Annotated in this window: 10 protein-coding genes and 1 tRNA gene; 1 reads left to right on the forward strand and 10 read right to left on the reverse strand. The window is 55.2% G+C overall.

Annotated elements, in window-relative coordinates:
• Positions 1-10 precede the first annotated feature (10 nt).
• The 6 genes from ACHZCX_RS19990 to ACHZCX_RS20015 all read right to left on the reverse strand — a co-directional run bounded on the left by ACHZCX_RS19990 (position 11) and on the right by ACHZCX_RS20015 (position 7,165).
• On the reverse strand, positions 11-520 hold the full coding sequence (locus ACHZCX_RS19990; RefSeq protein WP_394708859.1) for an REP-associated tyrosine transposase: 510 nt from the start codon (positions 518-520) through the stop codon (positions 11-13).
• Between the two features lie 24 nt (positions 521-544).
• Entirely contained in the window at positions 545-1,684 is a 1,140-nt protein-coding gene (locus ACHZCX_RS19995; RefSeq protein ID WP_319588971.1) for a restriction endonuclease subunit S, read from the reverse strand.
• 120 nt (positions 1,685-1,804) lie between these two features.
• Complete coding sequence (locus tag ACHZCX_RS20000; protein WP_319588972.1) at positions 1,805-4,201, reverse strand: DEAD/DEAH box helicase family protein; 2,397 nt, start codon at positions 4,199-4,201, stop codon at positions 1,805-1,807.
• A 250-nt stretch (positions 4,202-4,451) separates the two neighbouring features.
• Positions 4,452-4,528, reverse strand: a tRNA-His gene (locus tag ACHZCX_RS20005).
• 53 nt (positions 4,529-4,581) lie between these two features.
• A complete protein-coding gene (locus ACHZCX_RS20010) occupies positions 4,582-5,238 on the reverse strand; it encodes a zinc ribbon domain-containing protein (RefSeq protein ID WP_319588973.1) in 657 nt (218 codons plus the stop codon).
• 241 nt (positions 5,239-5,479) lie between these two features.
• Positions 5,480-7,165, reverse strand: a complete 1,686-nt coding sequence (locus tag ACHZCX_RS20015) for a prephenate dehydratase domain-containing protein (RefSeq protein ID WP_319588974.1) — start codon at positions 7,163-7,165, stop codon at positions 5,480-5,482.
• A gap of 290 nt (positions 7,166-7,455) precedes the next feature.
• Here ACHZCX_RS20015 and ACHZCX_RS20020 point away from each other — a divergent pair, with 290 nt between their 5' ends.
• Complete coding sequence (locus ACHZCX_RS20020) at positions 7,456-10,419, forward strand: DEAD/DEAH box helicase (protein WP_319588975.1); 2,964 nt, start codon at positions 7,456-7,458, stop codon at positions 10,417-10,419.
• On the opposite strand, the gene ACHZCX_RS20025 is transcribed toward ACHZCX_RS20020, so the two are convergent.
• The 4 genes from ACHZCX_RS20025 to tolB form a co-directional block, all read right to left on the reverse strand.
• On the reverse strand, positions 10,382-10,867 hold the full coding sequence (locus tag ACHZCX_RS20025; RefSeq protein ID WP_319588976.1) for an SH3 domain-containing protein: 486 nt from the start codon (positions 10,865-10,867) through the stop codon (positions 10,382-10,384). The two genes, ACHZCX_RS20020 and ACHZCX_RS20025, sit on opposite strands and share 38 nt — an antisense overlap.
• Positions 10,864-11,622 carry a TlyA family RNA methyltransferase gene (locus tag ACHZCX_RS20030; RefSeq protein ID WP_319588977.1) on the reverse strand — a complete coding sequence of 253 codons (759 nt, stop codon included), beginning with the start codon at positions 11,620-11,622 and terminating at the stop codon, positions 10,864-10,866. Before ACHZCX_RS20030 ends, ACHZCX_RS20025 begins: the two co-directional genes overlap by 4 nt.
• Before the next feature lie 9 nt (positions 11,623-11,631).
• Complete coding sequence (locus ACHZCX_RS20035; RefSeq protein WP_319588978.1) at positions 11,632-12,816, reverse strand: tetratricopeptide repeat protein; 1,185 nt, start codon at positions 12,814-12,816, stop codon at positions 11,632-11,634.
• A gap of 96 nt (positions 12,817-12,912) precedes the next feature.
• Complete coding sequence (gene tolB / locus ACHZCX_RS20040) at positions 12,913-14,112, reverse strand: Tol-Pal system beta propeller repeat protein TolB (protein ID WP_319588979.1); 1,200 nt, start codon at positions 14,110-14,112, stop codon at positions 12,913-12,915.
• Between the last annotated feature and the right edge of the window lie 123 nt (positions 14,113-14,235).

Below are 14,235 nucleotides of genomic sequence, written 5' to 3' on the forward strand. Positions count from 1 at the left end.
TCAAAATTATTCAAACCCAAACCGCATTCCAAAACGGATAATCACCTACCCGCTCAACCAACCCTGCCCGCAACGGATTAGTGACCACATACCGGGCAACGCCCCGGATATCTTCTTCCGAGCGCAAGGCATGGTCATGGAATGCCCGTTCCCACAATGCCCCGCTTCTGTCCAGGGCTCGATTGGCCAGGCGGGCGCTGGCCGATTTGAGACGGTTCACCACCACGCTGAGGGTATCCTTTTCGCCGAGTTGGAGCAGCCAATGGGCATGATCCGGCATCAACACCCAGGCCAGCATGCGGGCATTACCGAGAAGGGCCGGGGTTTCGAAGCAGCGGGCGGCGGCGCAACCTGCCGGGAAATCAGCAAAAAACCGTTGCCGTTGCAGTGTAGCCGATGTCACCAGATACACCTGATGGGGCAATGACACCCGGCCGCGTCGCAACGCCCGATTGCCCGGTGTTTCAGTTTCAGGTTGTAGGAGCGGGCCATGCCCGCGATGTGGAATGTCTGGGCTCATTGTTTTCGCGGGCATGGCCCGCTCCTACCGTTCTTGCCAATCGAATGCCTGGGCTAGGATTTTTTGGGGGAGGATGCTGATTTCGTGCAATTGTTTCTCGATTGCACGCTGCATTGCTTTCAAACCAGCCAGCGCTATGGAGGCCTTTTGTTGCGATTGATAACTGGGCAGCTCAATTTCCCCTTCTGCCAATCGATTAAAAAGCATCCGTTCCCGTACCGCGCCCCGTGCCAGTGACAGAATGCATTGTTCGCCCAATGAAGAGCGCAGCCAATAATAGAACCACCTGGAATCGACGATCCCTTCCCTCCCTGTTAAGGCGACATAATCAGGGCTGGTGATGCCGGGCGCATCGTCAATATCGACAAAGGCGATGGAGCCGATGAGAATACGCATGGGATTGTAAAAGACGGTGCCGGAAAAAACCGGTTTGTATTTGTGCGGATGCTTGCCAACCGGTTCCTTGGCCGGAGCAAGGCCGTTGCGGGTAGCTCCCAACACCGGAAACTCTGCCCAGCCATCGCCTATGCCCTGCTTGACCTCCTGCAGAACGTCGCCAAGTAAATATTTTACCGTTTTTCCTTTTTTTAGGCTGTCACTAATGATGGCATTGGTAAGCTCGCCGGTTGCAGATAATTGCGCCCCTGCCGCCTGGCGGGCCTTTTCCACTTCGGCCAGTTGGGCTTTCAGGCGGGCGGCTATTTGGCGTTGTTCTTCGATAGGCGGAACAAGTATTTCGATTTCTGAAAAAGCGCTTTTATTGACTATCGGTACAATTGTAACGGCTGCAATTTGTGACAATTTCTTTCGTATTGCTGAACAGGCAAAAAACAGAAACTCTGAATCAATTTTATCCGATGGAATTAATGCATTTATTTGCTGGTTGGTTGCGAGAGTTATTCCGGCTATAGCAATTTTTCCTAAATTCCCGATGCAAGAAACAAGAACTGATCCTGCAGGAAGAAGTCTTGCAAGACTGCCTCCTTCATCAGATAAATATTCTGTACTTTCTTGAACATACATCTCTTTGTCTAAATTATCTGGCTTGATCCAAGGAATAGAGCCACCATAATATTTTGGATGTGATTTTGGTGGTGTATTACCGGTTACGACGTGGCAAATATCACCTAGTTTTGCTTTTTCCCAATTTGCGCCGATACTCATACCCCAAACACCTTCTCATCCTTCATCCCAACCCCTCCCTCAACCACCGCACCCTGTAGGAGCGCCCCATGGGCGCGAAAAACGCGAACACCACCAAACCATCGCGGGCATGGCCCGCTCCTACGCGGCAAAGAGCCTTGCCTTGGCCTGATGGACCACATCCACCGGCCGCCCCACCAGGGTGAGCGCTTGCAACCCGCCCGCCTGCTTAATCTCCGGCACCTCCCACAGGGCCGGAGTTTCCAAGGCCTCGGTGCCGCCCTGGGCAAACTGGTGACCCAACCCTTGCAAAACAATCGCGGCCTTGCCCGCCATCCCCTCAAACCAGGCCCGGTTGTTGACCACAAACAACTCGCCACGTTCGGCCCGTTTCAGGGCACGGGCTCGATAACCATGGTGCCCGAAGAAATCATAGAGATCAAAATCATTCATCTGATCAATTTCACGAATAACTTCCGGGCTGAAATTATCCCCAAGCAGGTGGTTGATGAGTTGCCGGCGCTTGTGGGCCTCTATCCAAAGCGCCCGAAACTCATCCAGATTGTGGGCTTCACGCACCACCCGCTCGATCACTTCGCGGCGGTATTCATCCACCGGAATCGGCGTGTCGCGACCGTCACGGCTGGAGAGAATGAAGCGGCCCTGGGGAGTGACGGTCACATAATACCCGCCCACCTCAGCCACACTAGGCGGCTCGGGCGGAAGCGGTGGAGGATCAGGGTCCTCGCCGCCTCCACCATTGGGCCTCGGCGGTTTGGTGATGAAATCGGTACCGAACAGCGCGGTGACATCGGTGTAATCGTAGAGCCAGAATTTGTATTTATCCGTCTCTTCGTGGATGCGGGTGCCGCGCCCCACCATCTGGTAGAACTTGATCGGCGATTGGAGGTAACGAAAAAACACCACGGCATTGAGGCGTTCAATGTCCACCCCGGCCTCCAATAAATCCACGGTGCAGGCGATAAAGGCGCGCTCACCGGAGCCGCGCATGGGTTCGATCATGTCCGAACCGTTATGAGCGCCGCCCATGCATTTAAAGGCGTAGTGGTCCTTGGGAATCTGATGATGCTCGTTGCACCAACGGGTATAGAGGTTGTTCATGTGCTGCGCCACCCGGTCGGCGTGAATTTCGCGGGTGCAAAAGATAATCGCTTTTTGTTCCGGCCCGCCATTTTGACAGAGTAGCGCGAACAGGTCCTGGCACATGGCGGGGGTGCGGAGTTCGATAAAGAGTTCGTCGTCGAAATCCTTACCGGTGTAGGTGGCTTTGGTCAAGTCGGCCTCGGTGAGCAGCTTGCCGGTTCGGATATTCTTGGGTTTGGCGGCCAGAATCTCCTCCCTGGTAAATACCCGGTTATCGATGCTGGCCTTGCGCTTGACTATCTCGCCGGCCGCGAGATAGCCGTCTTCCTGGGCCTGAATCAAGGTGTATTCATAAACAGGTTTGCCAAAATAGCGGTGATTATTGGCGGTGATCTCCTGGTCTTCAGACGTGGCCTTCTTCGATTCATGTAACTGGCGGGGAGTGGCGGTGAGGCCAATGTGTATGGAGCTGGGGTTGCGCTTGAGCACTTCCGACCACCGGCCCCAGGCGGAACGATGACATTCATCAATAATGATAATGCTGAAGGCATCGTGGCCGTAGTGTTCGCTGAGGAAGCTGGCAAAGCCTTCATCGTCATCATCATCCAGCCCCAAGGTCTGATAGGTGGCGATGTGGATTCGGGCATTGCGGGCGGCGTTGCGTCCTTGCTCGGTTTTGACGATGCGGGCATTGTCGCCAAAAGCGGCTTTGAGTTTGGTATAGGCCTGTTCGCGCAGTTCGTCGCGGTCACAGAGAAACAGGGCGGGTTTGGGCAACTGCCCGGCCTCGCTCAAGCGCCACAGCAGGTTGGTGGCAATGATGGTTTTGCCTGCGCCGGTGGCCAGGGACAGTAGGACACGGGCAGGTTCGCCGGCTTGCTGGTTCGTGAGGATTTTTTCAAAGGCGGCGCGGATGGCGGCATCCTGATAATAGCGGCTTAGCGACCAGGCGGGGCTATCGGCCATGAACAGGATACTGGCCTCAGGCCGGGCCAGGTCGATACCGGTATCTTTGACATAACGGGCGGTTAAATCGGGATGTGAAGGAAAGGTTTCGAAAGGAAATGGGCCTTGCTGCAGATTGGTGCAAAAATCGAACTCACCATACCGGTGGCCGTTGGTGGCAAAAACATACTTCACATCAAAGCGCTGGCAATCGGCATAGCCTTTGGCCTGCTGCATGCCTTTGAGCGGATCTTGACTCTCTTTCTTGGCTTCAAGCACACCGACGGGGAGAGGCTTGGGCATATCCCCCGCCTGTACGCACAACAGGTAATCCGTCCGTCCTGGTCCCCTGCGGCGGCGGCCCTTGGGCCCGGTTGGTTCGACCGGGGCAGGAGTTTCCAGTCGTAGCCATTGGTAATCGTCGTAGCCTTTATCTCGCAGGACAGGATCGATGAGGAAAAACCGGGTTTCCTGCTCATTGTAGCTCATGAATTCTTCCCTGTTTTACCGGTTGGCAATTGAATGAACGGCATGATCCAGAAACAACCATAATACAAATGATTGTGAACTGACTGGCAATCAGTTTTTTTATAGTGTACCAGGAATAAACAGCAAGGATTATTTGAAAAAATAGGGTGATCCCTGGTTGATTGGCAAGGATGCCGACGGACAACAAAAAACCCGCTTTCCTGGTGAGGAAGCGGGTTCATGTATTTTTTCAGACTGCTTAAATATCTAATGGGGTGAGCGATGGGACTTGAACCCACGACCTCCGAGGCCACAACCCGGTGCTACCACCAGCTGAGCTACGCCCACCACGCAATCGTGGGCTTATATACCCGTACGGCGTCTTTTTCGCAAGCAGAAAGTCAGACAGCCAACTCCCGCTGACAGTGTTTGCAGACCGTTGCCCTCGCCTTGATCAACTCAAAGCAGTAGGGGCATTCCTTGAGGAAATTTCCGGCCAGCACCTTGCCGATTGCCCGGCTTACCTCTTCCTTCAGATGGGGGATTGTAAAAACATGATTACGCAGGGGCTCGATACAGGCAATGTCATTCAATGGTTCCAGCATCTTTACCGCCCGTTGCCGGCTATCGATCGAGGCCGAGTCGTCGAGCAAGACGGTGAGCACCGGTTCCAATTCCTGTCGTTCGACACAATGCTCCAAGGCGGCAAGCGCTTCTTGTAACCGCTGGTAACGCACACTCTGCCGCTTGAGGGCCTCAACATCGACGAGACTGCCGGTAAAGGCATCTTTACCGACAACCATCATATTGTAACTTTCCTTGGAATCAGGAATCTCCATGTAGCGATAGGAGCCGACATGCCCGTACTGATTCTCGATATACTCCCATCCTTTAGTAAAAAGCGGACATTCGTCGTTGAGACAGACAAACAAAAATTCCGAGCCCCAACCCAAACCGTCCCCAACATGCACCGGCGGCGCGTGACACAGCTTAAGATCGCCGCTGCAATGGGGGCAGTAATGCTTTTCTTCAATATATTTCAAGACGGCTAACAGCATGATGATTTCTGACTCCTTAATAGGATGGGGTTGGGCTCGCTGCCTGCGGCAGTGGGCAAGGCGGACCGCCGACCGGCGGCGCGGTCAGACTGGCTCAACCGGGGCCGGAACGGACAGCGGGCCGGAGCAAAAGGACAGCGCACCACAAAGCAAAAAGGGCCAGCAGCAGCAGGTTTCTTTTACGTTGGTTCGTCATGCGGTCATAGTAACCATTGGCCCCAGCGCGGTCAACCGGCGGTCTTCAAATCATCCGGCCCAGGACATCGTCGACTGCCTTGGCCTGCTGCATCCGGGCCTGGAGGAAGGCCTCGGTCAGGTGCTCGGCGTTTGCATCGATCAGGGAACAGAGACCGGGGATGGAGGCCGTCTCCGCCATCCGGATCACCTCGTCCAGGTTTTTGGCGAAATCGGCGACAATCTTGCGGCTGTCTCCCGTGGTAGACATGATCTCCGCATAGGTTCGGGGGTTCTGTGAATGCACCCGTGACATGGCGAGGATGGGATAAAGCGAGGTCAGGGTACAGTGGCTGGCAATGTCCTCACTGGTGATGTCGTTCTCACCCAGCGTCATGGCCAGGGCCACCGAAATCACCGTGGGCAGCTTCTGACCGATGCCCATCAGCAGGTCGTGTTTGGAAGGAGAATCATGGAAGATATCGGCCCCATGCTTGTAAAGAAAGGCCTCGAACTCACTGCAGAACATACCGCTGCGTGAGGTCCGGACAACAATGGCGTTCTTATCCTTCATTGTGGCCGCCTGGGGGCCCCAAAGGTTATGGACCAGCATGACCTCGACTTCCTCGTTGGTCGATTCCAGGGCACTCTTGATGGTCTCCTCTGATTCGCCGGCAAGGAGGATCAGGGCTTTACCCGCCTTAATCAGCGGCCCATATTGGCGGACCGTGGCCGAAGTGACCGAGATCGGCACGCAGACCACCACCACGTCGACTCGTTCAATCATCTGCTCTGGTCGCAAGGTGGTCGTCCGGCCGGTCTGCAGCACCTCATACCCCTCGCTCTCCAGCCGCTTGGCAAACCACTTGCTCATGGAGCCCGTGCCGATGAAACCAAATGATTTAACATATTTGGTCCGCATATCGACCCGAGGAAAACTACCGAGGACGCGGATCATGCCCTGTTGCTGAATAACTCGGGACTCGATGTGCGCAAGGGCGCTGGCCATGATGTTGGATTGGATATGGCCTTCCGCTTCGAGATAAATACGCAATTTTTGGGTCTTGATGTCGTTTTCCGAACGCATGTCGACGATATTGATGCCGCGCCGGGAAAACTCGCTCAATATATCCACCAGAATGCCCACCCGGTCATCCAGCGGTTCGGTGATCAGGCTGGTGGCGTCATATCCGGTCACCGGGGCCAGGGCGTGCCCGAGAACCGCGTATCGGGTGCGGTTATGCGGGGCAACCTCGCGCTCGATGATGCGCAAGCCATGTGCAGTCAGGGTCTCCGCGTTGTCGATGACCGCCCTGCCCTTGCTCTGCCCGCTGTCCCGGATTTCGGTGATGGCCTGGTCGATATCCTGGACGCTCATCTCGGTGATACCGGGCAGACGGTTTTCAATGAACTCCTCGCACTGGTTGAAAACCTCGCGCTTTCCCACCAGCATGCGCAGGCTTTCGACCGCATCCTCCTCGTTGAACACACCCAGGGAGAGATTGGAGTGCAGAATAACATTGTCGACCCAATACCCGGCCTTGATCTGATCAAAAAAACGGAAATACTGTTTCTTTTCACCTTCACGGGTATTATACACCGGCAGGACGGCATACTCGACTTCACGCGCGGCAAAGGCATCGAGCAGGGCTTTAACGTGCGGATACAGCCGTATTTCCGCCTCACTGTCGTACTGGACGGCAGCCTGCCATGACTGGGATTGTTCCGGCCCGAGGGTGGCGATTGTTTTCATTGTGGGGTGTTCCTGCTCAGGTTTTGAGTGTGCATTCTTTCACTGGCCGAGCACTGCCCGGCTTTGTCGTCCCGTATGGGCCCAACCCTTGCCACCGGCTTCGATGAACAAAAATCGTGTGACAACCGTGAAGCCGTTGCCCATGGAGAGGTGGATTTTTCAGGAAAGAGAAAAGCGCGGCATGCGAGACGAATCCGAAAAAACAACTCCAACACGGTCCAATACATTTTCAGCGGCGGATAGGCAAGATTTTTTTAAACAATGACGTGAGCGATGCTCGGACGCATGAGATGAGACCGGAACGTGGCACGGTGGCGGAATATATCCTCGCCTTGAAAGCTTCGGAAAAATTCGGGCCGCAGGTTGTGGATCACCGCATTCTTGCGGCCACAGCGGCAACCACCACTCCACCCGATCACCTGGCAATCGAACTGCAACAACTGGTCCGGGATATGGGGGTGCACAACCTCTACACCCACCAGCATGCGGCCATCGCCCATATCCTGGCCGGCAAGAATACGGTGGTAGCCACACCCACCGCCTCAGGCAAGAGCCTGATCTACACCCTGCCGGTTTTACAGACCTTTCTCCGCGACCCTTCCGCCAAGGCCCTCTATCTCTTTCCCCTGAAGGCTCTAGCCCAGGATCAACTCAAAACCGTCGACAGGCTCTGGCGAATGCTGCCGGAGGCGATCCGCTGCGAGCAGCAGCCCGCAGCCATCTATGACGGCGACACCTCAGGATACCGCCGCAAGAAAATCCGCGATTTTCTACCGCCCATCCTGATCACCAACCCTGACATGCTGCATCTCTCGATGCTGCCCTACCATGACCGTTGGGGCCACTTCTGGGCAAACCTGCGGCATGTGGTCATCGACGAGGTCCACACCTACCGGGGCGTTTTTGGCTCGCACGTGGCCTGGGTGATGCGGCGGCTCAAACGCATCTGCGCCCTGTACGGCTCGGACCCCACCTTTATTCTGGCCTCAGCCACCATCGGTAACCCCGGGGAACATGCCCGGCTGTTGGTCGACGCGCCGGTGACAGAGGTGACTCAATCCGGGGCGGGCAGTGCCGCTCGCAACATCCTCCTGCTCAACCCCCTCGATTCCGCCGCCGCCAGCGCCAGCCAGTTGCTGGAGGCCGCAATCAGCCGGGGCCTGCGCACCATTGTCTACTGCCAGTCGCGCAAAATGACCGAACTGATCACCATCTGGACCGAGGGGCGGCTCAAAGAACAAAAAGGCCTGATCGCCTCCTACCGCTCCGGTTTTCTGCCGGAGGAGCGCCGTGACATTGAGGATCGCCTGGCCAACGGCAACCTGCTGGGCGTGATCTCCACCTCAGCCCTGGAACTGGGGATTGATATCGGCAACCTCGATATCTGTATCCTGGTCGGCTACCCCGGATCGATGATGGCTACCTGGCAACGGGCTGGTAGGGTCGGCAGGAAAAACCAGGAGTCGCTGGTGGTGCTGATCGGCCATGAGGATGCCCTGGATCAGTATTTCATGCGCAATCCTGAGGAATTCTTCACCCGGCCAGTAGAACCGGTGACCATGAACCCCGACAATCCCTTCATCGCCGGTCCCCAGATGGTGTGTGCCGCTGCCGAACTGCCGCTCACCCTGACCGATCCTCTGCTGCTGGGCAAGGAGAGGGCTACACTTGTTGATCGCCTGACCAAGGACGGACAACTCCTGCAGTCGGCGGATGGTGCCACCTGGTTCTCGCCCCAGACCTATCCGCAACGCCATGTCAATCTCCGCGGCGGCGGCACCACAATGGCAATTTTTGAGCTGCCACAACGAAAGGTGTTGGGCGAGATCGACGCTTACCGTGCCCTGCGGGAGTGCCACCCCGGCGCCATCTATCTCCATAGAGCCTGCACCTACCATGTCGACAGCCTGGATCAGGAAGGCCGGGAGGTTCTGGTTTCACCGGTCAAGCCTTCCTATTTCACCAGGGTTTTGACCGAGAAAACCACCGAGATTCTGGAGGTCCGCCGCAGCATCCGGTGCGGTGCGACTTTTGTCCATTTCGGCGCACTGCGGGTCACTGAACGAATTACCGGTTACCAAAAAATAGCGCAGGGCAGCATGCGAATCATCAACCGGATCCTCCTCGACCTGCCACCGCAGATCTTTGAGACCGAAGGCTTCTGGATCGAAATTCCGGATTGGCTGCAAAAAAAGACCGAGGCGGCACAATTACATTTCATGGGTGGCATCCACGCCATGGAACATGCGATGATCGGACTGATGCCTCTGCTGGTGCTCTGCGACCGCAACGATATCGGCGGCATTTCCCACCCTTGGCATGATCAGGTAGCTGGCCCGGCGGTCTTTGTCTACGATGGATACGCCGGCGGCATGGGGTTGACCTCCAAGGCCTTTGCCGCCATGGCCATCCTGCTTGAACAGACCCGGAAAATCGTCAGCGATTGCCCCTGCGATCTCGGCTGCCCCTCCTGTGTCCATTCGCCCAAATGCGGTTCCGGCAACCGGCCCCTCGACAAACACGCTTGTCTCTTTATTCTGGAGCAACTCTATGCCAAGCAACTAGAAAAAAATCCACCCGGTACCAAACGGCCTGTCCCGCTTAGAACGCCTGCGGTCAGCCTAAAGGAAGCCTTTGATCTTCCGAAAAAGTTCGGCGTCTTTGACGTGGAAACACAGAAATCGGCCCAGGAAGTTGGCGGCTGGCACCGAGCCAACCTGATGCAGATCAGCGTCGCCGTGCTTTATGAGAGCGAGGGGCAACAATTCACCACCTTCACCGAGAACACCATTGAAGAACTGATCAAACGGCTGTTTGCTCTGGATCTGGTGGTCGGGTTCAACAATAAACGGTTCGACAACAAGGTGCTCTCGGCCTACACCAAGCAAGATCTCAGCCTGCTGCCATCTTTTGATATCCTTGAGGCAATCACCGGCCAATTGGGATATCGGCTCAGCTTGGACAGGTTAGCAGAAAAAACCCTGATGGTGAAAAAAGACGGGGACGGCCTGGATGCCTTGCGCTGGTTCAAGCAGGGGGAGATGAAAAAACTCGCAGAGTATTGCCGGAAGGATGTTGAGATTACACGTGATCTTTTCTTGTTCGGATTCCGGCAACAACACCTCCTCTTCCAGAACAAGGCGGGACAGGAGGTGCGGCTGCCGGTTGATTTTGCCCGGTCAATCGGGGAAACCCTGGAGCGGGGAAAACGAATACTCAGGGCCAGACAAGGTCTTTATGCACCCAGCCGGTGAGGTCAGGATGGGTTACTTTTATCCAATCGCCCTTCTGCTCGTTCTTGGTGAAAATGACATCCTTGACACCGTTGCCCACGACCTTCTCGTTGGCACCGGGACCACTGCGGACCTTGCATTCTTTCACCTTGACGATCACATGGGGGGTTTTATTAACCAGCGACTCCTGAATATACCCTTTGTCACCCTCGTAATCGCTCACTTTCAGCCACTGCCCTTCTTTACTCAGCACTTCCAGCGGGTAGCCAACCGGCAGTTGAAAAAGGATTTCAGCGTTGGTATTGGGGCCGGAGCGCAAATTCACTCCGTCTTTGATGACGCTCATATATTCGCCGGCAAAGGCGGTGGTCAGGGCAAAAGCAGAGGCCAGCAAACTCATTGGTATGCATTTAGTCAGTGGTCGAAACAACATCACGATCTCCTTGTTCCAGATTATTCGATCCTTCATTCTTCCCCCTCGGAAGAATTGGTCAATAACATAAAAAATTCCTGGTTCCCTTTTGCGCCTCTGACGGGCGAGGCGACAACACCCGCACAATGCAGCCCCAAATTTTGCCCGAACTGCCTGACCATCGCCAGCGATTGCTGGTGCAAGGTTGCATCTGCAACAACCCCACCAGGCCCCACCATTTCACGGGGCAATTGAAACTGCGGTTTGACAAGAGCTAAAATTCGAATTGCGTCCTGGAAAAAGGGGAGCAAGGGGGCAAGAAGCGGTTCCAGCGAGATAAACGAGGCGTCGATCACGGCCAAATCAAGGGGTTCGGCCATCTGCTGTCTGGTGAGGTGACGGGCATTGGTGCGTTCAAGGACAACGACCCGCCCATCTTGCCGCAGTTTCCAGTCAAGGAGGCCATAACCGACATCAACGCAGTACACCTTTTTCGCCCCATGCTGCAGTAAGCAGTCGGTGAAACCGCCGGTTGAACAACCGATGTCAGCACAAGTGTACCCGAGGGGGTTCACCGCTGTGCCGAGCAGACCGGCTTCAAGTTTATCGCCGCCACGACTGACAAACCGCTTGGTGGTTTTGACTGCTATTGTACAGGTTGGATCAACAAGCGTCCCTGCTTTGTCACAGACCCGGTTCTCAACCTGAACACTGCCCGCGCCTAGCAACCGTCGGGCCAAGTCAACAGTGTCCGCTAATCCCCGTTCAACGATCAGGAAATCAAGCCGCTGTTTTTTTGCTCCCGCCGTCAACAGCCGCTCTTACAGTTTACCCAATCTTTCCTTGGCCTGTGCTGCTTCGGCGCTGCCGCCATGGTCGCTGATCAATTTTTTATAGATAATTTTTGCGGTCTCGTGGTCGGTCAGCTTCTCAAAAGACATGCCCTGCTTGAGGAGAGCACCAGGGGTGAGGGCGTCTTTACCGTGGTTAGAAATAACTTTCTGGTAATCGAGAATAGCGAGATCATATTCGCCCTGGCTATACAAGGTTTCACCCATATAATACAGCGTCTTGGCAGCTTGAGATCCGTTAGGATTGGCCGAAAGCGACTGCTCAAAGGATTTATAGGCCTCTTTGTAATTTTTTGCCTTGTACTGGTTCATCCCTTGAGAAAAGGGGTCGGAAGAAGCGGCGGCAGCCGGGGCAGCAGCAGGCGCCGCACTTTTCTCGGTGGCGGGAGCTGGGACCGGGCTTGCGCTTTTTCCGGTGGCGGCGGGAGTGGCACTGGCGCTTTTTCCTGAAGCGGCTGTCGTAGCAGGCTGAGCGGCGGCCGGTTCTTTTGCTGGCTCAGCCGTCTTTTTAGCCGGAGTAGGCTCGGCAACGACTGGTGTTACGGCGGCAACCTTGGTCTTTTTGGTATCGGGGTTCACCTTAACCACGCCGGCAGTTGTTGTCGCAGCGGCCGGAGGTGCAGTCGGGGTAGCCGGTGGCGGGGTGACTGTGGCAGCACTCGCCTGGGCAGCCTTTTGTTTGGCTGCCTCAGCCTTTTGCGAGGCGGCCTGTGCCCGTTTTTCAGCATCGGTGATCCGGTCCTGCTGCGCCTTGCTAAAATTCTCGCTCACCAAGGCCAATTTTTCCTCCAGAACCGCAACCTTCTGATTGAGCTCGGAAATCTTGGCATCATGATCGGTCTTCATCGTATCAACCGAGGATTGCACTTTGGATATGTTTTGATTTACATGGTCACGAAACTGGCTGGTTTGGCTGGCGTTTTCCTCTATACTCGATTTAATTCTCTGGGTTTCATCCTCAACCTGATCAATTTTGCTGACAGAACTGGCTTGTTTTTTTTGCATCTGGTTGACGGTGGTGCTTTTGACGTCCTCAAGCTTCTGATTAACCGCCCGAAGTTGATACTGCAAATTTTGCACCTCATCCTGCGAGGCGCATTGAGTCAACAACAGCAGCGAACAACCGGCCAGTGCGATATTTTTAATGGTTTTCATAATGCTCATACTCCCTTTCTCTCAGAGGCCATCAACATATTCGGCTCGTTACATAGGATAGCGCGGAGGGCGAATATCCTTCTTTGTCGCATCCCATCAGGGCAAACGGCCGGACCATTGCGGATAGGATTGATTTCCTTTCAGGGTAAAGAGGGTCCGAACATCTTTACCGTTTTTACTGACAACACAAATTTCAGAGTGGCTGCCGCTTTTCCGGGTAACGGCTATCAAGCGGCCATCAGGCGACCAGGTGGGCGATTCATAATTCCCTCCCCCAGCACTCAATTGGCGCGGATTGCCGCCGTTACGGTCCATGATAAAAAGCTGATACGCCCCACCTTGCAGGCCGGTAAAAGCGATCTCATCGCCTTTTGGCGACCATGCCGGCTCACTGTTTTCCGAGTTTTTGAAGGTCAACCGTTTAGCCTGACCGCCAGCCGCGCTCATGACATACACATTAGGTTTGCCACTACGATCGGAAACAAAAGCGATCGACTGGCCGTCGGGAGAAAAGGAGGGCGAAACGTTGATTCCAGCGCCGGAGGTCAACTGCTGGAGACTCTCCCCCTGCCGATCCATGCTGTACAGGTCAGGATTGCCGCCCTTGCTCAAAGTGAGCACCATGGAGCGGCCATCAGGAGAAAAGGCGGGAGCCAGATTGAGCCCTTTGCGACGGGAAAGAGCATTGGTACTGGCGTTCTGCCGCAGATCGGTAATGTAGAGATCTTGGTTGCCACGGTGGTAAGTGGAATAAGCCAGAAAATTGCCGTCCGGGGTAAAACGAGGAGACACACACAGGGCCCGATGGCTGGTTACCTGACGCGGGTGTCGACCGAGGATATCGGTGATATACACCTCTTTCCGACCTGTGGCGTCGGAAACAAAGGCCATGCGGGTTCGAGCGACACCCATTTCTCCGGTGAAATCCTCAATCAAGGCATCGCAAAGCCGCAGCGTCATATCTTCGAGCTGGGCAGCGGCACCTTTATAACGCCTGCCGGCAAGGAGCTTATTACTGGCAACATCGAGAATTTGTCCCTCAATCACGATGCCGGCGGGATCAGCACCCACCTGTCCCATGACCACGTAATCGGCACCGAGACTCTTCCAATCGCCATCCTTGCCGCCGCCATACCGGCTCGAATCAATGACGCTGATAAAACCATGCAGGGCAAATCCCTTGGTGAGCAGCTGCGCGACCGTTGGCCCCTGGCCATCTCCAGAAAAATTAGGGACCGCCACCATAATTTTGCGCACATCAGAGGCGGTGATATCAAAGTATGCACGCTCCGCCATGCTCTCCTTTGTCAAAGAGCAGACAAAAAAACACGCGACCAGAGCCAGGACCGTTGCAACATGTCGTTTATGCATCATAACCGTTTGTGAAAAGATGTTTAGAAGGAAGAGAGATAATGAGCC

The organism is uncultured Desulfobulbus sp., assembly GCF_963662935.2.
Taxonomy (GTDB): domain Bacteria; phylum Desulfobacterota; class Desulfobulbia; order Desulfobulbales; family Desulfobulbaceae; genus Desulfobulbus.

What these genes read in the sequence shown, in the direction of transcription:
- ACHZCX_RS19990 (WP_394708859.1), bottom strand. Translation starts at nt 520, where the DNA reads ATGAGCCCAGACATTCCACATCGCGGGCATGGCCCGCTCCTACAACCT.
- ACHZCX_RS19995 (WP_319588971.1), bottom strand. Translation starts at nt 1,684, where the DNA reads ATGAGTATCGGCGCAAATTGGGAAAAAGCAAAACTAGGTGATATTTGC.
- ACHZCX_RS20000 (WP_319588972.1), bottom strand. Translation starts at nt 4,201, where the DNA reads ATGAGCTACAATGAGCAGGAAACCCGGTTTTTCCTCATCGATCCTGTC.
- ACHZCX_RS20010 (WP_319588973.1), bottom strand. Translation starts at nt 5,238, where the DNA reads ATGCTGTTAGCCGTCTTGAAATATATTGAAGAAAAGCATTACTGCCCC.
- ACHZCX_RS20015 (WP_319588974.1), bottom strand. Translation starts at nt 7,165, where the DNA reads ATGAAAACAATCGCCACCCTCGGGCCGGAACAATCCCAGTCATGGCAG.
- ACHZCX_RS20020 (WP_319588975.1), top strand. Translation starts at nt 7,456, where the DNA reads ATGAGACCGGAACGTGGCACGGTGGCGGAATATATCCTCGCCTTGAAA.
- ACHZCX_RS20025 (WP_319588976.1), bottom strand. Translation starts at nt 10,867, where the DNA reads ATGAAGGATCGAATAATCTGGAACAAGGAGATCGTGATGTTGTTTCGA.
- ACHZCX_RS20035 (WP_319588978.1), bottom strand. Translation starts at nt 12,816, where the DNA reads ATGAAAACCATTAAAAATATCGCACTGGCCGGTTGTTCGCTGCTGTTG.
- tolB (WP_319588979.1), bottom strand. Translation starts at nt 14,112, where the DNA reads ATGGCGGAGCGTGCATACTTTGATATCACCGCCTCTGATGTGCGCAAA.